The organism is Methylovulum psychrotolerans, assembly GCF_002209385.1.
In the GTDB taxonomy this organism is placed as follows: domain Bacteria; phylum Pseudomonadota; class Gammaproteobacteria; order Methylococcales; family Methylomonadaceae; genus Methylovulum; species Methylovulum psychrotolerans.
This window is the reverse complement of record NZ_CP022129.1, coordinates 3,757,175-3,776,756: the sequence shown is the minus strand read 5'-3', so window position 1 is coordinate 3,776,756 and position 19,582 is coordinate 3,757,175. Positions and strand designations below refer to the sequence as shown.

Below are 19,582 nucleotides of genomic sequence, written 5' to 3'. Positions count from 1 at the left end.
CCAAAAGCCCTCCGCGCACTTAAGCCGGAGGGTTTTTGCTTGCAAGCGCTTGCAAAGCAATAAAGGCGGCAATCATTGCCGCCTTTATTATTTCTGGTGTACGCCTCAACTGTAAAGCAATCCTCGCTATACTTCAAAAAACGGCTGAATTCAGCTGCAAATCCCCTGCACCGACAGAGTTACCTATCCCGGAAAGTACGCATGGGCATCTTTGTGTTAAGGGAAAAGGCTAAAGCATAGCCTATTACTTATTTTTCTTTAAAATATCAATGACCAGCTCAAGCAAATTCGGCACATCGAACGGCTTAGTCAAATAGGCCAGAAAACCTGCCTTTAAACCTTCATCAATGGTCTTCGGCATGGCGGCGGCACTGACAGCAACCACCGGAATCAGGGCTGTACCAGGATTGGCTTTAAGCAAATGCAGAGCCTCCAAACCACTCATTTCTGGCAGGTTGATGTCCATCAACACAAGATCTGGCGATTCTTGGCAGATTAGCTCCAAGCCGCATTCGGCAGTGTTGGCGGTTAGCAATTCGACACCCGGAAGCTTTCGGAAAATATGTAACATAACCTTGATATTGATAAGACAGTCATCAATATAGATAACACGCCCGCTGATATCAGAAAGATCCATGGCCGCTTTAGTTGCTATCCCCGCAGACCTGTCGTTAACGGCTGCCTTAGGCAAATTAACCCAGAAGCGGCTACCGACTCCCATAACACTGTCAAAACCAATGCTGCCTCCCATCGCTTCGACTAGCCGCTTGCTGACAACCAACCCTATCCCCGTACCTTCGACACTTGTTGTTTCCGCCCCTAAGCGTTGGAATGGCTGAAATATTTCTGTATATCTCCCCTCGGCTATACCTAAGCCCGTATCGGCGACAGTAATGCGCACAAAATCCCCAGACACTTCGCAGGATAAGCCCACGCTACCCCCCTCTCGGTTATATTTGATCGCATTGGACAATAAATTCAATATAACCTGGCGCACCCGCAACATGTCGGCGTAGATGGCCATTTCGCTTTGGTACGATGGGATAATAGTGACATTTCGTGCCGTTGCGGTAGGCCGCAATAGCAACACCACCTCTTCAAGCAACGGCACTAAGGCGACTTTATCGGTGTAAAGGTTCAGTTTTTGGTTTTCGATGCAAGCGAGATCGAGGATTTCGTTGATGAGGATCAGCAAATGGCGGCTGCTGGTTATGATGTGTCCAACCGCCAGTTTTTGTTCGTTTATGAGCGGCGACAGCCCACCCATTTCCAGTAATTGCGCGAACCCGATAATGGCGTTGAGCGGCGTACGCAATTCGTGGCTCATGTTTGTTAAGAATTCGGACTTGGCACGGTTAGCGTTCTCTGCGGCTTGCTTTGCTAAGGTCAGTTCGGTGATGTCGTTAATGATGCACTGCACCAGCCCTTGCCTAATCGGTGTCAAACTCAGATGTAACCAGACGCTACTGCTATCGGGGCGCGGCAATTCAATTTCCTCCGTCACCGTGACCCGTTGGTCTTGGCATCGCGCCAAAGCCTTGCCTATACTGTTAGGGTCACGGCAACACAGCGCATTCAGGAAGGTAGCATTTGGTTCGGCGGTTAATGCAACATCCATGCCTATCATCTGGATAAAAGCAGGATTACAGGACACTATCCGGCTGTTACTATCCAGCAGACAGATCCCCGCTTTGGCATTGTCAAAAATAGCCAAATATTTTTTTTCGCCGGCCTCATGCTGTAGCCGAAGGTTTTGCTCTTCATGCAGGGCGGACACCAGTTGCTTTGCCAAGGCGTTGACATCGTCCACTAGGCGGCCAATTTCATCATCCTGATGGCCACGCGGTGAAGCCAGCGTATCGCCCGCACAGGCATCCATTGCGTGTAAGTTATCCGAAACCTGCCCGATGGGCCGGATCACGAAAAACGACACCATCACCAGCACTACGCCGCCCAATACCACCAGTTCGAAAATCAGCAGATTCCTGACAAAGCCCACATCCAAGTCGATACGCTGTGTTATTTTTAAAGGGTTCGGGACTAAAACCAATTCGCCGACCACTTTATCGGGACTGAACGGGGATAGGATTAACCGATGAATCGGTGCTATTTCGGATATGCCGCTCTCCAGGAAATGGCCAGGACGCGAAAAGTTAGCCAACTCCGCTTTGCCGATATCGTAAATCACGACCGACGCAACCTCGCTATTCTTCATCAGCCCTTGCGCCACTTCGGCGGCCAATGGCTGGTCATTTAGGTAGCAAGCGATGCTGGCAGTCCGTTCCACCGTGTCTATCAATTCATTTAAGCGCCCTTGGGTTTGGCGGTATGAATAATTGGCAATGACCGAAGAGGCAAAGGCAATAAACACGCCCCCCGTCACTCCGGAAACCACCAGCAGAAAGAGTAAAGTGCGGGCCAATATATTGGCAGGGAACCAATGGCGCATTATTTGCCGCCTTTAGGTTGCAATTCCAGGATAATTTTTACCCGTTTGTCCGCGACGGAACGCTCTACATAACCGATAGTGTTCGGATCGCTGGCTACACTTTCGAGCACGGCTTTTTGGTCTGCTACCCCACGCGGCGGCGAAGCCCGTCCGGAAAATATCAGCCGCGCCCAATAAGAATCAATATCGGCCATCTCTTTATTAACCAAAAGGCGATAAAAAAGGGCTTTTTCTTCACTGTCTGACGGCAAATCCAAGGGCTGCGCGGCAGCACCTGAAGGCATCTGACGCAACCGACCCATGTAAATGTTGATCACTTCTTCACGGCTAATGCTAGCTACGGAAATTTTGGCGTTGGCGATCAGCACCATATCCGCCGGTGCCGTGTTAACCCATACCAGCATTAAAACCAGCAGGGGAAAGGCGAGTAACTTGGCTAAAATCTCCATATTCAAAAAGCAAAGTCCAAGGTTGCCGAGAGGACATCCGTCTGCCCATTCCAGCCCGGTTGCTCGCCCCGGACTAAAAAGACCGAATCTGGACTCCCAAGAACGGCATCCCACTGAATTTTTGCATCCATGCCACGATAAAAATCCCAGCGCAAACCCAGCGTGAACGTATGCTGGTTACTATGGGATGCGCCGATGGCCTTCGCCACAGCCGCATCCAACAACGGTATTTTTGTCCTGCCAATAGTATTGGTGGCCGCTTGGCTCCATGACAGGCCTGCATAAGGCGTGACAGCACCGACCCGATAGCCAGCCAAGAGATAGCCGGCAAAATTGTCCTGCAAAGAGGCCGTTTCATGTACCGCTCCGCTGACCATCAATTCCACTTGCCAAGGGCCTTTATCATAGGTCATGCCCAGCGAATAATGGCGGCTGATGGTATCCTGAACCGTCAGCGCATCGGCGGCGGCTTGGGTTTCCGGTCGGGGAATCCCGCGTAAAGCTGCTAGTAATTCCTGTATTCTGGCCAAATCCCGTGCGTGCTGGATTTGCGTGTAGCTAAAGCGCAACTGCCAACTGTCCCACTGATAGCCCAGATTTCCGCCTAACACGAGCGTCCCGCTCACATCCCACGCCGGGGGGATTTTTTCAGGGCTATAACCGCCGAACAGCTTGGCCCGCAGAACGCCTTTACCCATAGGCAGCTTGACCGTGCCATCCAGCCCATCAATATATTGATAAGGCAAGCCGCCATAATAGTCCACCGCTGGCCTGACGGGGAGATAGGAATATCCCACCAGCCTGGAATCGGCACGCATGTAAAAATCAACACCTAGCCGTCCGCCCCGCAGATCCAATTCGGGGCGGGGCGAATATTTCGCGTAAGCCCACGTCAGTTCAGGCAGGTAAGTGCCGCCGAAGTGATAGCGGCTGACACCTTGACCGACGATTTCAAGTTGGTCATTGATCGTCAAGTTAGCCTGCAAGCCGGCTAAGGAATCCACGGTAGCGGACCATTGGCCGCCTTTTACGCCATCAGGTTGGGATAAGTCACGGACAAACTCGGCTTGCCCTGAGCCTGAATGGGCCAAACCCGCCGTTCCGAAATAGTGCAAAGTTAAAGGCAAAGCTTTATTATCCGCTCCCGACCTACCAGATGCCAACAGGCATAGGCAAAATACCAAGCGGGGCATCATCCTGCCGATTGCTAGTGGTTTAGCTACCGCCCGGCCATTTGCAGCACCTACATAATAACAGGCAGATCTTGAAGACATTTTTATTGTTCCTAAAAACGGATTGCGCCGGATTATGGAGCACCCCTTCAAGGGAACCCCTGGTTTAAGCGACGTGTCCCTTCAGCCACTCAAGAAGCTGATCCTCCGGCATTTCCTTGGCAATAAACCAGCCCTGCACGAAACCGCAACCCAGATCACGCACCCTATCCAGATCCGCTTGAGTTTCGACCCCTGCCGCTACAGTGGCAAGCTTAAGCCTCTTGGCAATTGCTAACGTTGCCGCCATTGTTGCGTGGATGGCGGGATTTTGGCTAGCGGCACGCACAAAACGGCGATCAAATTTTAGCTCATTGACGGGAAGATGCGGCAATAACGCGGCAAGCGGATAGCCACTGCCAAAATCGGTGACTGACAGCTTAAAGCCTTCGAGCCGCAAGTGGTTCATAACCTTCAGAATGGCTGTCATGTCCGACATCATGTCAAGGTCGGTAATTTCCAAAATCAGATTCTCGGCCTTAAAATTGAATGCCTGGATGCTGGCAAGGATAAATTGCGGAAAGCGGGTATCCGCCAGCCAATTTGCCGAGAGATTGACTGAGAGAGCCAAAGGGCAACCTACTTCCGTAAACTGTATGCCGCTGATCAATGCCTTAGTCAGCAGCACCTCGGATAACGGCGCGACCAAACCATATTTCTTGGCTATAGCGAAGAACTCATCGGGTGGCGGTGATTCGCCTTGCCGTTGCCAACGCGCCAGCGTTTCCACACCGACGACATGCAACGTTCTGCTGTCCACCTTAGGCTGAAAATACAGCTGAAATTCGGCATGGCGAATGCCTGCCAAGATGTCATTGGACGAAATGCTTAGCGTAGTAGGCCGGACGGAGGTGCTTGAGCCAAGATAATGGTTTGGACTGACGGTTGCCACTATTGGCGATGCTGTTACCTTCATGCTTGTCCCTATCTTATCCGGCATCAATGCGGTATCGCCAAGACCGTAAGCCTCAGATACGGTGAGCTTTTCAGCGGCAATTTCGACCTTTTCCAAGGCATCTTCCAGTTCGATAAAAAGCATTTGTGCGGTATCGAGGCGGCTATTTTTGGCGGCCGCCTCGATACGTTCCGCCAAGCTGGCAAAGTGCAACGCACCGACAATACGCGCCGACGATTTAATTTTATGCATGACTAAAGCCAGCGCATGGGCCGTACCTTCGGTAAAATGCTGGCGGCAAGTGGCAATATCCGTATGTACCGTCGTGATGAACAGGCCGACAAACTCGCGCATCTGCTGGACATCTGAGGCACCGATAAGATTAACCAAATTGCTGGTATTTAGGATTGCGATTGCCGGCTTTGCCGACGTTTTGTCCAACCAGTATTCCAATAGGGAGCGTAACGCATCCAACTCGACGGGTTCGGCCAGCATGGCATCTATACCCGCCTCCCGGCAAATTGTCGGCCCTTTCGGGTACAGTTCGGTAGTAATGGCGATAATAGGTGTATACGCACCACTAGCCCGTTTGGCGGCGCGTATGGCGCGGGCTAATTTCACCTTATCCAAATCGGGTATCTGATGGCCGATGAGAACCAGATCATGACCACCCTCCTGCCATTTGAGCAGTGCCGCCGTGTTATCAGCGGCGATATCGGCATCAAAGCCTAACGCCGCCAGTTGCATTTGTAGCAACATTTGGTTGGCGGGGCGATCTTCGGCCACAAGGATACAACGCCGCCCCGTCTTGTCAGAAGTTACCGTTGTGGTAACGATGGCGGATTCAGAAGACGTTGAACAGTTGGAATCAATATGTTCAGGCAGTTCGCTAATCAATGTGGCGAGTCGCTTTGCACCTTTGGCAATTTTGTCGATTTGCTGGCGGGTGTTGGCATCCAACGCCCTATCCATTTGCAGAATGTTGATTTGAGCAAGAAGAGTGTGTAACGGTGCGCGTAATTTGTCCCCCCAATTAGCCAAGTTTTCCAACTTGGCATGGCTAACGGGTTCGGCTGCATCCGGCACTTGCCCTACGCTGTCGATGCGCTGTTGTTGGGGTTGATGTTGTTGGTCAGTCATTGCTAGCTTTTACTTATGCCTAACCGAATCGATTTTTGCCAAGACAGTTCTCCGTCAGGCAACCTATACTCTGAACGGTCAAGTTTTCGGTTAATCCTAAAACCGAAAACTTGACCGTTTGAAGTCTATGACTTTGCAATACCCGTTGTGCACCGTAGCAATAGGCTGCCATCATGCCAACTTTTTGCTCAAATGCTCCACTAGCGGACGCAAAACGGCAAAGGGAATCGGTTTGGAATAGACCGGAATGCCGGACGGTAGCCCACCGTGTTCTTCAATTTCGGAAGCCGTAAGGCCAGTGACGACAATGATAGTCGCCTGGGTCGGGGCGGGCTGGGATTTCAAACTCCGTATCATTTTAAACCCATCCATTTCCGGCATAACCAAGTCAATAATGATTAAGTCCGGATTATGGCGGCCAATCATCATAAGCCCTTTAAAACCATCGTTTGCCGTCAACAAACGGACAGGTAAACGCCATTCGTTAAATTGGAGGCGATAAACTTCGCGCTGTACCGCATCATCTTCCACTATCAAGACTTGAAGCTGATCCGGTGCCGGCGACGATTCGGTGCTCAGGATAGCCTTTTGCCGCAAGTGCATGGCCTCGACCGCCGAGACGGCAATACGCCGATGGCCCCCGGCAGTTTTCCAGGCGGGCAATATCCCCGACTCAACCCAAACCTGCACTGTTGACAACGCCACGCCTAACTTGGCTGCCGCCGCGCGGGTGGAAAGAAATTTTTCAGGCTCTAACGTATTGGATTCACTCATAAGTTTTTTATTTTTGGTGTTTGATAATCGCCTTTAAACCGATGGCGCTGAAATCAATTTCATGATCTTTCCTTCTTAAAAGCCCCAAAGCATAAAATATTCCCACAACTTTTACGCCGTCATTCCGGCTTGCCCAAAGGCTCAAGCGGATTGCCGAAATAACCATTCTACAATAGCTATAAATACCACGCAGACTTTATGGAAACATCTGTTAACGGATGAGCTGATGCCCGTATTTTTGTCGAACCGATGTTGCATTCGCTATTGGGCCACACTGAATTACGCATTATAAAACACACAAACACACGCAACCGGAATTATACTGTGCTTTATAGCGGCCTGAAATAAATTCACAGGCTTATTGTATATAAGTCCAGCACTTTTTTATAGGCGGTAACCCGCCAAATTTTTAATTTTCAAGCTTAAGCGGCTCCGCAACCGTCACCATTAACAGCTTATCGTTCAAGATAGTGACCTTTACAAAACCTTGCTCACCCTCAACAACAATGTCTTTCATTTTGCCACCGACCAGATTGGCAATACTCTTTGAGCCAAAGGCAAAAAGCGCCGCCCCCATCGCCCCAAGGAAATCTTCATCCAAGGTTGCCCCACTGACTGTATGGGCAAGCACCAAGCCGTCTGTGGAAGTAATGGCACTGCACTTAATGCCGTCATCCAATGTAGGCGGTAATGTATCCACGCTGTTTTCCATAGATCTAAGCTCTCTTTTTTCCGGTTTTAAAATCGCCAATTTGTAACAATAAATTCATCAGAACCTGTTTTACTTCAAGTATGTTACGCGCATCAAGCGACACCACTGGGCAAGCTAACCCATGTTTCAAAAGATAAGTGCTGTAATCCAACAAACTGGTGTCAGTATTGTTGTCATCAAAATGGGTAATGGCGATAATCCCCGGATAGTTTTGTAAAAAACGACCGTGTTGGTGCAAATAATAGTCCATTTCATTCAACGGGTCACGGCAACCGTTATCAATCATCACCACCATACCGTGAGCGCCTTTGCATAAAACATCTGCCATAAAATCAAAGCGTCTTTGTCCGGGTGTGCTGTAAATATGCAGATTGCTATTATCCAGATACGCCATGCCATATTCTATAGAGACGGTTGTGGACTCTTTATTATGCAAAGCATTACGTTCAATCGCCTTGGCATCGGAACCCATCACGGGGATTTCGCTAATGGCTCTAATGGCAGTCGATTTGCCAGAACCGACATTACCCGCCAGAATAATCTTGACTTCTTTGACAGGCTCTCCTTTTAATAAAGGCGTTCTATCCTGGTTTTGGGCGCGTTGCGGAACTGCCGGACGGGTTTTGTAAATAGGCGCATCTTTCATATTGGTTACATGGGCTTGGGATTGCGGTTTTTCTATAAACAGTCTACGTTTTTCGATGTTATGAGCTATCTGTACAGCGCTAATTGATGTGGTGGCTTGTTGCATATTTAATGTCCCCATTCATCCTGAAAAATCGTTTATTTTGTATAAAAATTAATTCGTTACCGCCAAAATAAATCTGACAACGTTTTTTTCAGTAAAGAAATCGATTACGGCCTGTAAAAATCGTCAGATTACTGGTGAAAATATATAATATGATGAAAATGATGATAAGTCCATTTTAAAAATATATTGAAGTTACTATGGGGGTTTTTATTAGGCATCATAAACAGACAAATGGGGGAAAGGGGGAAGGTAAGAACCGATAAGGATAAAATGCTGGGGAATGCTTAATCTATTGCAATACTATGCAAAATGGCATTTTGACCGTAAAGAATTGTGCATGGCGCGGAAACGAAGCGGCGAACAGGGCTTCTCTTCAGTGATTTTAACAAATCAGACTAAATTGTAGGAATATTTTGATATTTGTAAGGTTTTTCCTACAAATATTAAAGCCCTTAGCTGCTTTTAAACCCCTATCTTTAAATTTATAATAGTGGGTTCTAATATGCTAATTAAACCGAATTTCATCAATGGCTTTTATTGCAATAGATTAAAAAATACTACAGACCGAATAAGAACTGCCCAATACAGAAAAACAGGCTAACAGGTTCGGAAAACGTCCCTATATATTCACTGAGTTGAATTTATCAGGGGTGTGACACCACAACAGTGCTATTTTTTAATTTATCCACCCACAAAATTAAAGCCCATCGGAGATGCGATAGATGTCTGTTAGTGAATTAACTATCAAATTGGTAGGATTTAACGAAGCGCAACGCTCTAATTTTGAGTCCATCCTAAATCTGGCCGAATCTAAATTGCAACAGCAATGGAAAATCGTCAGCAACGAAGGGCAAGCCGATTTTTTTATCTTCACCGAAGAACCATTGCAAGCAACGATAGACTCCAGCATCCCCTTAGAGCGGCGTTTGTTGTGCACCCAAGACCCTAATAATGCCGAACAGCGTATTTTCGTCAATACCCGCATGATTCCGAGTTTGCACTCTTTGGTGGCCGTACTCAACCGGCAAAAACAACCTCAGCCAGCCGATCCGGCATCCGCACCCACCAAAGAAGAACCCCACGCCGATGCCCAAGCCGCCACAGCACCACCTATCACCGATACTATAGCGGAAGCACCCGACACATCGACGGTTTTTTATCCAGAACAAGGCCTGTTAAAAGCCTTGTTAGAAGCCAGATCCGCCGCCCAACCCCTTGCTATTACTGCTAATGCGCTTAAGCTGTGGATTGATCCGGTAGCCAACGTTTACTACTCATCTGAAGCCTTAGAAAACCTCGCCCCTTATTGTCTAGCCAACCCTCCTTCCCTATCGGCCTATCCGGTTACGCCAGCCGACTTACAACGCACGGTCAGCAACGCCGATATGCCCACCGGCCCGCTTAAAGACCTTATTTGGTATGTGGCGTATAAATCATCGCAAGGCCGCCTTTTACAGGGCAGCAGCCCTGAAGACATTGTTAACCTGCTCCAGTGGCCCAATTTTAAACTGCCGGAGTGCGGCAATTATGTCAGGTTGGCGGCGTTTATGCACAGCAACGCCTTAGCATTAGGAGAAATAGCCGCGTCTGTCAAAATGCCAGCGACCGATATTTACAACTTTTATAATGCGTGCTTCTTAATCGGCTTAATTGAAAAAGGCTTGACCATCCAATTACATAAAAAAATCCCCAATACCGAGCGGGAAAGCCTTCTGAACAAAATCAGGAACCGTTTAAAATAAATGCACACTGCGAATAAAATCAAAATAGTTTTTACAGGCTGTGTCGGGGCAGGAAAAACGACCGCCATACAGACTATTAGCGAAGACATACCCATATCAACCGATGTTAAGCCTTCCGAAGCCAGCGTCATCAAACGCAAGCCATCAACAACAGTGGCAATGGACTACGGGACGCTAAGCCTAGGAAACGGTGAAACCTTATACCTTTACGGCACACCCGGTCAGCGCCGCTTTGATTTCATGACCGACATCCTGACGAAAGGGGCAATAGGCCTGGTTATCCTGATAGACAATAGCCATGACAACCCCTTGCAGGAACTGGACTATTACCTCAACCTTAACTACCGTTTCTTACTCGACAATCCGGCTATTATTGGTGTCACCCACTATGATGAGACACAGCAGCCAGAGTTGGATGTTTACTATAACGCCTTGGCAGAGCGCGGCGACCCGTGGCCGGTTATCCCTACCGATGCGCGTAAGCTATCGGATATTAAGCTGTTACTGAATACTTTGCTGGCCTTGCTTGAACATGGTTAGCAGTAACCCACCCCGGCCAGAGGCCGTTACCAAAACTTTATTATTTTAGGAATTCTTCAAAATGGCAAAAATAGATGATCTTTTACAAAGCATTGTCGCGGATGTGGACGGCGCTTTAGGATGTGCCGTGGTTGATCTGGAGACCGGTCTTTTGATTGGCGCAGCGCATAATGTGCCTTACTTTACCAATGCCTATCTGGAAGCCGTCGCGGCGGCGGCTGTCGATATGCTGCGCGGCAAAAACGTCCGGGCAGTGGAGTCTTTACTGGCGACCCAACGCGGTAAGGTGGTTGAAAAAACCATCCAAGAAGTGCAAATGACCACGGCAAACACCTTACATTTTATGGCGATTGTTCCAGAAAAACCCGATTCCTTAGTGGTCTTAATCACCAACAGAAAAACCCATTTAGGCATGGGTTGGGCAGCCGTGCGCAGAAATATGCCGTTGATTGCCCCGCTGTGCCCTTAACATCTTGCCCTGCATTCCTCGCGGAACGGCCAGCACCTTAAGGGTGCTGGCCGTTCCGGCACTTTTCGCTTAAGTTAAGGCTGCCCGTAACCTTATGTGGACTATCGAACTTATCGGCTCTATTGACGGACAGTCCCACTACAGCCCTAAATATGTCGGCGAACTGTTAAATGCAGGCCCGCAAGCTTTAGCGTTGGGTAGCGACTTTGTTGGCCGGCCCTGCACACAACTGTATGTCAACAACACTGACGTTATCAAAGTGCGCACCGAACTGGCTTTGCCCGTTGACAAAGCCCGCGCTTGGCTACAACAAGCCCTGCATAACGAGCAGCGCCTTCGCGTGCACCATCCCTATAAAACCTGGCTGTTACTGCTGACCCCTTCCGGGGAGTGCCAAGTCGGCAGCATTTGCCCGCGCCTTTATCCCGTTAATATCGCCCTGAAATCCGCAGCGGATCGGCGGCATAATCTGGATTTGCTGATGGCTGTATTCAAGCTTTACCTAAACTTGGCCAAAACGACAGGGCATAAATTGGATGAAGGCCTGTCAAACTTCGCCTTCTCCACCGAGGGAGACATGTATTATTTGGACGACGAGTATTATGGCTGGGATGATTTTACCGCCTTTGCCGTCATGCTCGGTGTCTATATCCGCACTTACCACTGGTTCGACAATGCTTTTATAGAGGAATTAGGCCATAAATTACAGGTGCTGGTCGAAACCATTTTTCCTGGCACACATTCCCATCTGACTATTGCCGCGCACTTGCAAACGGTTTTCATGCCGAATGCCGATAAGGAGTACCTGTTACGCACTTTAATCGGCAGCTTACGGCACCATCCCCCCAAAACACCCCCTGCGGCCATTGTGGAGACCGCCCCTCCAGCACCTAAAGTAGTGCGCCGCCCCGCTAACGGACGTTTTTTCGCCTTGCTGGGCGATATCCACGCCAACTATCCGGCACTCAACTGTGTTTTGGATTATCTTGCCGCCGAGCGCATTGACCAAGGCATTATCCTTGGCGATATTGTCGGCTATGGCCCCGACCCTAAAGAATGCATACAACGCCTGCAGGACAGCACTTTCCATATCATCAAAGGTAACCACGATGAGGGCGTGGCGAGCGGCAATACGCCAAGCAGCTTTTCCAGCAGTTCCAAAGCCGTCATTCATTGGACAATCGGCCAATTGTCCGCCGACGAACGCCAATGGCTTAGCGAATTGCCGCCGTTTATCAAACAGGACGACTGGTATGCCGTACATGGCGCACCGATGGACGCGGACTATTTTTACGCGTATGTTTACATTATGACGTACCAGGATAATCTGGATTATATGCAGCAAAACGGTTTGGCGCTATGCTTTCACGGACACTCGCATATCCCCGGCGTATTTGCGCGTAACAGACATAAAGACAGCCACGAAACTGGCCAAACTGTACGGCTGTCCACTTACCAACAAGCCTTAGTTTGCCCAGGGTCGGTAGGGCAACCGCGTAATGGCCGCCAAGAAGCCCAATTTGCCATTTACGATAAAGAACAACAGCAAGTCACCTTTATAGGACTGCCTTATGACAACGCCCCAGTCATCGCCAAACTGCGCCAATTCAATTTACCCGAAGAGCTGTCGCTACGCTTGCTTAATGGCCGTTAATTGATGCCGCCTTAGGTGGGCGGGGCATACGTTAAGCCGGAACGGAACTGGCACACCGCAGAAAAACCTATGAAACTGTTAATTATTGACGATGATGCCGCCGAACGCGCCCTGACCATCCAAGTGTTAAGCCAGCAATTTGCTGACGTGGAGGCGGTCGAAATTGCCGGCCCGGACGCTTTCGCGCACAGCATGGTGCAAGCCGATTTCGACGGGGTGGTGACGGAGTTCCGGCTGGCTTGGACAGACGGTTTGGCTTTATTCCGGCAAATCCGTCGTGACCATGCCGTCCTACCGGTCATCATGCTGACCCGCTATGGCGATGAAATGCTAGCCGCCGCCGCCATAAAAAGCGGCATGGCCGATTATATCCCCAAAAGCCACCGCCGTACCTTAGGCGACGCAATAACCGCCAGCCTTTGTAAGCCGGACTTACCTCCCCTCTTTCAGGATAAAAACGATAGCCTGTTATTAGGCATCTTACGGTTAAAATCCGACTATACCTATGCCATGCGCATAGGGCCTGATAATAAGCCGGTCTTTGAGTGGATGAGCCCATCATTTAAACACATCATCAATTGTCGGGATAGCATAAACGATGCCGCCGCACCGCTTGACGGCACAGGACTGGCCATCCATCCGAATGATACGGACATTATCCAATATCGGTTTGCACAACTGCGGGCCGGCTTTGAAAACATTGCCGAATACCGTGTCATCGGCAACGATGGCGGCTGTTACTGGCTGAAAGATTATGCCTTACCTATCCGTGACCCGGCCCATGCGGACGTGATCCGTATTTACGGCAGCATTCAAGACCTGACGCGGGAGCGGGCAACCGAAGAACAATTGCGCCTGATGCAGTGCGCGATCGAATCCAGCAGTAACGGCATCGTCATCTCCGGCTTGGCCGACACAGATTATGGGATTATTTATGCGAATAATGCCTTCCTAAATTTGACAGGTTATCGCCTTGAGGAAATACGCGGGCAAAATTGCCGTATTTTGAATAAACATGACCATAACCAAGCCGAAATTGCCCAATTACGCACCGCCCTGCATGAAGGTTGCGACGCACACGTTGTGCTGCGCAATTACCGCAAGGATGGCAGTCTCTTCTGGAATGAAATCCATATTTCGCCGATACGCAACCAAAATAACGTCATCACCCATTTCGTCGGAGTGCAAAAAGATGTCACCGAACGCTGCGAAATGCAGGCCTTACTCAGCAGAAAAGAAGCCAAATTACGCGCCATTTTCAACAATGTGTTTGACGGCATCTTTATTATCGATCAGCAAGGCCTTATTGAAAGCATTAACCCGTCCATCGAAAAAATATTCGGCTATCAAGCGCATGAACTCATTGGCCAAAATATCACCCTGCTGCTGACCGATCCTGAGTGGAATTGGCACGACGCGTATTTAGGCCGCACAAACAATGACAGCGACCAGAATGTCATTTGCGCCGGGCACGAAACCTACGGGCTGAGGAAAAACCGCTCGAAATTCCCGATGGATTTAAGCATTATTGAAATTAACGTCGATAGCCGACATTTGTTTATCTGTACCGTACATGATGTCAGCAAGCATAAACAGGCTGAAGATGCGCTACGGAAACTATCCAGCCACTTAGAACTGGCCAGGGAAGAGGAAAGGGCCCGGATTGCCCGCGAAATCCACGATGAACTGGGTAGCCTGTTGACCGTCCTAAAAATGGATTTGAGCTGGCTAAACAAACAATTGCCCGCTGACTGGGTAAAATGCCGCGCCAAAACGGTCAATATGACCGAACAAGTTGACGATGCCATCCAAACCGTCAGAAAAATCATTACCGACCTACGCCCCAGCATTCTCGATCATCTGGGGCTATTGGCGGCCATAGAGTGGCATCTGGAAAAAATCCGCCAGCAAACCCAAATGAAGTGCCTGTTAACCATGCCGGAACACCCTATTGACATCGACGACAAGCACAGCATGGCGGTATTTCGGATTATGCAGGAAGCGTTAACCAACATTATCCGCCATTCTATGGCCACTGTGGTCATCATTAAAATTAGTGTGAGCGGAAATAATTTACAGATGTATATTTTGGATAACGGTTGTGGCATGACGCATGCGCAGATCAATAAACACGACCACTATGGCATTAAAGGTATGCACGAACGCGCCCGCTATTTTGGCGGTGAACTCAAGCTGGACGGACGGCCAGGACAAGGTGTCCTGCTCAGTTTGTCCATGCCCATCCAAGCCGCTTAGGGCGGTGGGGACAATGAATGATTAAAATACTGATGGCTGACGACCATGCGATTGTCCGCGAGGGCTTAAAGCAAATCCTCGCCGATGTGCCTGATATGGAAATCGCCGGGGAGGCGGCTTCAGGTGATGATGTCCTGGCAATGCTCAGGGCCGATAACTGGGACATTTTGCTGCTGGATATCGCCATGCCCGGCAAAAATGTGCTGGAGCTGATCAAATTAGCCAAACAGAAAAATCCGCAGCAACCCATATTGATATTAAGCATGTACCCTGAAGACCAATACGCCATCAGAATGCTCAAATCTGGAGCGGACGGTTATCTCACCAAAGAAAGCGCCCCCGACCAATTGGTCGCCGCAATCCGTAAGGTAGCGAAGGGCGGTAAATATATCAGCGCCACAATGACCGATAAATTAATTGAGGAATTAAACCCCGACCAGAACAAACTGCCCCATACCAAATTAAGCGACCGTGAATACCAAGTCTTTCTGGCCGTCGCCAAGGGCAGGCGCACTTCTGAAATTGCCCAAGAGATGACGCTGAGCGTCAAAACCATCAGCACCTTCCGGACCCGGCTGATGGCCAAAATGCACCTGCATTCAACCGCCGATATTATTTGTTATGCGTTAAAGCACGGTTTGCTGGATTAAAAACACCATAATAATTGTATGGTAATTTGCCATACCTGCGAACCTGCGCCCTATAAGGGCCAGAATTAGGGTAATGGCTTGTAGGCATTTCGGGCAAGCCAAGCCGATATAAAAAGGATGTTCAAATAACCCGGCGGCCTATCCCGGCAGAAGCAGGCCGTTTTTATTTAGCCGCTAACGCCTCAGCTTCAAACGTAATCCCCGCCCAACCGTACTTCATAAAGTTTCTGATATTCTTATGTCCCTGGCCATCCGGGTCATTTAGTACATCCAAACGGTAATAGTCCCCGAACAAACTTAAGGTTGTTGCCTCATCAAGCTGATGGATCTGGGCAAAAGCAAAAATCTTACAAGAGCCTTCATTGCTACCCGCCGGACTCAACAGGCGGCCTTCGCCCAAACCGTTGTAAAAGGCTACGGGCTTATAGTGGTAGGCACTTTCAATAATAGCCATCGTTTCGGCAAAACTGACCGGGATATGGTGGGCTAATTTTTCAAGAAACAAAGTTAAGGACATAAATCAACGCAATAATCGGGAAAGGGTTTTAAATTCAGGATGCGCGGCGTCGCGCAGCCACTCAAACAACACGGATTCGTAATTGGTGATGGTCGCCCCCTGCTGGCGTAGGCGTTTGAGCGCGAAGCGCTTATGCTCAGCATCGCGCGAACAGACACCATCAGCCACCACCTGCACTTGATAGCCCATAAACAACAATTCCAAAGCCGTTTGCAAAATACAGACATGGGTTTCCAAGCCGACTAAAATAACCTGTTTGCGCCCGGTCACCTGCAACGCTTCCATAAAGCCGGGTGCGGCGCAACAGGAAAAGCCTGTTTTAGCCAATACGGGTGTCTGTGCGGGCAAGGCCGCCAGCAGTGCCGGTTCGGTCGCCCCCAAGCCTTGCGGATATTGTTCGGTCACCAGCACCGGCACCGCCAAACGTTGCGCCGCCGCCAACAACACCGTCACGCACTGGCTCACGCCCCCTGCCTCGGCCATTACGGCGGTCAGACGGGTTTGGATGTCGACCACAACAAGGACGCTATTCGCCGCCGCCGCCAAATTAGGATGTGTATTCATAAGCCCTTAGCCTTTTTTCATAATCCGCGCTTTTTCGCGCTGCCAATCGCGGTCTTTAGACGCGGCGCGTTTATCATGCAGTTGCTTGCCCTTCGCCAAACCAATTTCCAATTTGGCGCGGCCGCTTTTCCAATACATCGACAAAGGGATCAGCGTGTAACCTTTGCGCTCCACCGCCCCAATCAGCTTATTCAGCTCATAACGGTTGAGCAATAATTTTTTCGAGCGCACCGCTTCGGGGTTGATATGGGTGGAAGCCGATAACAAAGCCGAAATATGCGCCCCCGATAACCAAGCCTCGCCGCGCTTAATCGCCACATAGCTTTCTTTAAGCTGCACCTTACCCGCCCGCAGGCTTTTTACCTCCCAGCCCTGCAACACCAGTCCGGCCTCAAACCGCTCTTCAATAAAATATTCGTGGGTCGCCTGGCGGTTAACGGCAATCGTCGAGTTTTGTTGGGATTTTGCTTTTTTAGAATTTTTATCGGCCATAGGGCGGGTAATACACTGATAGATAAGGATAAAGCCTTTGCCAGATAAATTAAACTGACGCAACGGCATAATTTTGCTATTTTACGCGATAATAATCCGATAATAATAATTAAAGTGAGTTTTTTGAGGCTACGCACATGACAGACACAAGAAAATCCCCTCAAGGCGAATGGTCATCCCATTTCGCCTTCATTCTCGCCGCGACTGGCTCAGCGGTGGGTTTGGGCAATATCTGGAAGTTCCCTTACATCACTGGCGAGAACGGCGGCGGCGCCTTCGTGCTTGTCTACCTGTTGTGTGTGGTGCTGATCGGTGCGCCGATTATGATAGCGGAAACCCTTATGGGCCGCCGTGGCCGCCATAACCCCATCACCACGATGGAGACCTTGACCGCCGAAGCCCACGCCGACCCACACTGGCATTATCTGGGCTGGATGGGCATCAGCGCCGGGATTCTGATCTTGTCCTATTACAGCGTCATTGCAGGCTGGGCATCGGGCTACGTCCTGAAAGCCTTTACCGGGAGCTTTTTTGGTGCGGACGCGCCCGCCATCAAACAGCAATTCGCCGACTTTATCGGCAGCCCTATCCAATTGGCTTTTTGGCACACCGCGTTTATGCTGGCGACGATGTGGATAGTTAAACAAGGTATCCATAACGGCTTGGAAAAGGCTTTGCGTTGGCTGATGCCCAGCCTGTTTGTGCTGCTGATTTTGTTGGTCGGCTACGCCATGACCACCCCCGGCTACTTCCAAGGCCTGCATTTTTTGTTTAATTTGGATTTCAGCAAATTAACGGGCGGCTCGGTACTGACCGCGATGGGCCAAGCCTTTTTCAGTTTAGGCTTAGGCATGGGTGCGGTGATGGTCTACGGGGCGTATTTGCCGAAAAAAGTCTCCATCACCGAAACCGTGGTGATCGTCTCCCTGGCCGATACCGTAGTCGCTTTACTGGCGGGGATCATCATTTTCCCGATTGTGTTCAGCAACGGCCTGCCCGTCAATTCCGGCCCCGGACTGATTTTTGAAACCCTGCCGATTGCGTTTGGTTCTATGACTGGCGGTTGGCTGTTCGGCATTATGTTCTTTGTCATGCTGGTGCTGGCGGCGTTGTCCTCCTCAGTCGCCCTGATCGAGCCAGCGGTGGCGTGGCTGGTCGAAGCACGCGGTTTTAGCCGCGAAAAAGCCGCGCTATGGGCCGGTTTGCTGACTTGGCTGTTAGGCTTCGCCAGTATATTTTCCTTCAATAGCTGGGCAGGATTTAAGCTGTTCGGGCATAATCTGTTCGAGTTATTGGATTATGTCACCGCCAACTTGATGTTGCCAATAGGCGGCTTCGCCATTGCCATTTTTGCCGGCTGGATGATGACGGCAGACCATAGCGAAGCGGAACTGGACTTACCTAAACCGCAGTATCAAATTTGGCAATTACTGATTAAATATCTTGCACCTGCGGGTGTGTTTTTCGTCTTTTTACACGTTGTAGGAGTCCTCTAGGAATGACGCTTGTTCAAAAAAGTGCCTTGGTCAAATATTCGGCACAACAAATGTTTGATTTGGTTAACGACATAGAAGCTTATCCGCAGTTTTTACCGTGGTGTAGCGGCAGCCGCATTATCAAACGGGGCGACGGCGTGGTCGAAGCGGAATTATCCATCTCCAAAGGCGGTTTTAAAAAAGCCTTTTCGACCCGCAACCGCATTGACCAAGGCGGCAAAATCACCGTGTCCTTACTGGACGGGCCATTTTCGTATCTGGAAGGGGTATGGAATTTTATGCCCTTGCGTGAAGATGCCAGCAAAATCAGTCTGGACTTAGAGTTTGAAATGTCCGGCAAGCTTGCCAGCCTAGCGTTCGGCGCGGTCTTTAACCAAATCTGCAACACCATGGTCAGCTCCTTCACCACCCGCGCCAAACAAGTATATGTCTGAACCGCTGCATATTGAAGTCGGCTACGCCACACCAGACCGGCAGTTCCTCATCACCGTAGAATTGCCCGCACCCGCCACGGCCGCCGCCGCCGTCCACGCCTCAGGGATTACCCAGCAATGCCCTGAACTGGCCGAGGCCAGCCTCAACGTCGGCATTTTCGGGCGCATGGTTAGCCTAACGCAACCTTTAAAAGACGGGGACCGGGTAGAAATCTACCGCCCCCTTTACCATGACCCTAAAGAGGCCAGACGGCAACGGGCGGCAAAGTGAGGATGGCGGTCAGTTATGCCGTAAACGGTGACAGACCCGCCTTTTAACCGCCTATC

20 protein-coding genes are annotated in these 19,582 nt (G+C 49.9%); 9 read left to right on the top strand and 11 right to left on the bottom strand.

Going from position 1 to position 19,582, the window contains the following annotated elements:
• Window positions 1-244: 244 nt before the first annotated feature.
• From CEK71_RS17030 to CEK71_RS17000, 8 genes are all read right to left on the bottom strand, one after another.
• The gene (locus CEK71_RS17030; RefSeq protein WP_088620501.1) at window positions 245-2,449 is read right to left on the bottom strand and encodes an ATP-binding protein; all 2,205 of its coding nucleotides are present in this window, start codon (window positions 2,447-2,449) and stop codon (window positions 245-247) included.
• Window positions 2,449-2,904, bottom strand: coding sequence for a hypothetical protein (locus CEK71_RS17025; RefSeq protein WP_198328279.1), 456 nt, complete (start codon window positions 2,902-2,904; stop codon window positions 2,449-2,451). The genes CEK71_RS17030 and CEK71_RS17025 overlap by 1 nt, the downstream gene beginning before the upstream one ends.
• Window positions 2,901-4,025, bottom strand: coding sequence for a hypothetical protein (locus CEK71_RS17020; RefSeq protein ID WP_157679358.1), 1,125 nt, complete (start codon window positions 4,023-4,025; stop codon window positions 2,901-2,903). The genes CEK71_RS17025 and CEK71_RS17020 overlap by 4 nt, the downstream gene beginning before the upstream one ends.
• 211 nt (window positions 4,026-4,236) lie before the next feature.
• Window positions 4,237-6,204, bottom strand: coding sequence for an EAL domain-containing protein (locus tag CEK71_RS17015; RefSeq protein ID WP_088620498.1), 1,968 nt, complete (start codon window positions 6,202-6,204; stop codon window positions 4,237-4,239).
• A 171-nt stretch (window positions 6,205-6,375) separates the two neighbouring features.
• A complete protein-coding gene (locus CEK71_RS17010) occupies window positions 6,376-6,978 on the bottom strand; it encodes a response regulator (RefSeq protein ID WP_088620497.1) in 603 nt (200 codons plus the stop codon).
• A 7-nt stretch (window positions 6,979-6,985) separates the two neighbouring features.
• Window positions 6,986-7,144: a hypothetical protein gene (locus tag CEK71_RS23260; RefSeq protein WP_170065035.1), complete on the bottom strand. Its 159-nt coding sequence runs from the start codon at window positions 7,142-7,144 to the stop codon at window positions 6,986-6,988.
• Window positions 7,145-7,387: 243 nt separating this feature from the next.
• On the bottom strand, window positions 7,388-7,678 hold the full coding sequence (locus CEK71_RS17005) for a roadblock/LC7 domain-containing protein (RefSeq protein WP_157679356.1): 291 nt from the start codon (window positions 7,676-7,678) through the stop codon (window positions 7,388-7,390).
• 16 nt (window positions 7,679-7,694) lie between these two features.
• Window positions 7,695-8,441: a GTP-binding protein gene (locus CEK71_RS17000; protein WP_157679354.1), complete on the bottom strand. Its 747-nt coding sequence runs from the start codon at window positions 8,439-8,441 to the stop codon at window positions 7,695-7,697.
• 722 nt (window positions 8,442-9,163) lie between these two features.
• On the opposite strand from CEK71_RS17000, the gene CEK71_RS16995 reads away from it, so the two are divergent.
• From CEK71_RS16995 to CEK71_RS16970, 6 genes are all read left to right on the top strand, one after another.
• The gene (locus CEK71_RS16995; protein ID WP_088620494.1) at window positions 9,164-10,183 is read left to right on the top strand and encodes a hypothetical protein; all 1,020 of its coding nucleotides are present in this window, start codon (window positions 9,164-9,166) and stop codon (window positions 10,181-10,183) included.
• On the top strand, window positions 10,184-10,723 hold the full coding sequence (locus CEK71_RS16990; RefSeq protein ID WP_088620493.1) for a GTP-binding protein: 540 nt from the start codon (window positions 10,184-10,186) through the stop codon (window positions 10,721-10,723).
• A gap of 61 nt (window positions 10,724-10,784) precedes the next feature.
• Window positions 10,785-11,192 carry a hypothetical protein gene (locus tag CEK71_RS16985; protein ID WP_088620492.1) on the top strand — a complete coding sequence of 136 codons (408 nt, stop codon included), beginning with the start codon at window positions 10,785-10,787 and terminating at the stop codon, window positions 11,190-11,192.
• A gap of 94 nt (window positions 11,193-11,286) precedes the next feature.
• Complete coding sequence (locus CEK71_RS16980; protein ID WP_088620491.1) at window positions 11,287-12,846, top strand: metallophosphoesterase family protein; 1,560 nt, start codon at window positions 11,287-11,289, stop codon at window positions 12,844-12,846.
• A 69-nt stretch (window positions 12,847-12,915) separates the two neighbouring features.
• The gene (locus tag CEK71_RS16975) at window positions 12,916-15,102 is read left to right on the top strand and encodes a PAS domain S-box protein (RefSeq protein WP_088620490.1); all 2,187 of its coding nucleotides are present in this window, start codon (window positions 12,916-12,918) and stop codon (window positions 15,100-15,102) included.
• Window positions 15,103-15,119: 17 nt separating this feature from the next.
• Window positions 15,120-15,752 carry a response regulator gene (locus CEK71_RS16970; protein ID WP_088620489.1) on the top strand — a complete coding sequence of 211 codons (633 nt, stop codon included), beginning with the start codon at window positions 15,120-15,122 and terminating at the stop codon, window positions 15,750-15,752.
• Window positions 15,753-15,915: 163 nt separating this feature from the next.
• Here CEK71_RS16970 and CEK71_RS16965 read toward each other — a convergent pair whose 3' ends face one another.
• The 3 genes from CEK71_RS16965 to smpB are packed head-to-tail and all read right to left on the bottom strand — an operon-like array spanning window position 15,916 to window position 17,325.
• A complete protein-coding gene (locus CEK71_RS16965) occupies window positions 15,916-16,269 on the bottom strand; it encodes a HopJ type III effector protein (RefSeq protein ID WP_088620488.1) in 354 nt (117 codons plus the stop codon).
• Window positions 16,270-16,272: 3 nt separating this feature from the next.
• Window positions 16,273-16,833, bottom strand: a complete 561-nt coding sequence (locus tag CEK71_RS16960) for an isochorismatase family protein (protein WP_088620487.1) — start codon at window positions 16,831-16,833, stop codon at window positions 16,273-16,275.
• A gap of 6 nt (window positions 16,834-16,839) precedes the next feature.
• Window positions 16,840-17,325 (bottom strand): SsrA-binding protein SmpB, encoded by a 486-nt coding sequence (smpB, locus tag CEK71_RS16955; protein ID WP_088621673.1) that lies wholly within the window; start codon window positions 17,323-17,325, stop codon window positions 16,840-16,842.
• A gap of 137 nt (window positions 17,326-17,462) precedes the next feature.
• Here smpB and CEK71_RS16950 point away from each other — a divergent pair, with 137 nt between their 5' ends.
• Genes CEK71_RS16950 through CEK71_RS16940 form a run of 3 tightly spaced genes read left to right on the top strand, consistent with a single transcriptional unit; the run spans window position 17,463 to window position 19,526 of the window.
• A complete protein-coding gene (locus CEK71_RS16950) occupies window positions 17,463-18,821 on the top strand; it encodes a sodium-dependent transporter (protein ID WP_088620486.1) in 1,359 nt (452 codons plus the stop codon).
• Between the two features lie 2 nt (window positions 18,822-18,823).
• Window positions 18,824-19,255: a type II toxin-antitoxin system RatA family toxin gene (locus tag CEK71_RS16945; RefSeq protein ID WP_088620485.1), complete on the top strand. Its 432-nt coding sequence runs from the start codon at window positions 18,824-18,826 to the stop codon at window positions 19,253-19,255.
• On the top strand, window positions 19,248-19,526 hold the full coding sequence (locus tag CEK71_RS16940) for an RnfH family protein (protein ID WP_088620484.1): 279 nt from the start codon (window positions 19,248-19,250) through the stop codon (window positions 19,524-19,526). Before CEK71_RS16945 ends, CEK71_RS16940 begins: the two co-directional genes overlap by 8 nt.
• Window positions 19,527-19,582: the final 56 nt, after the last annotated feature.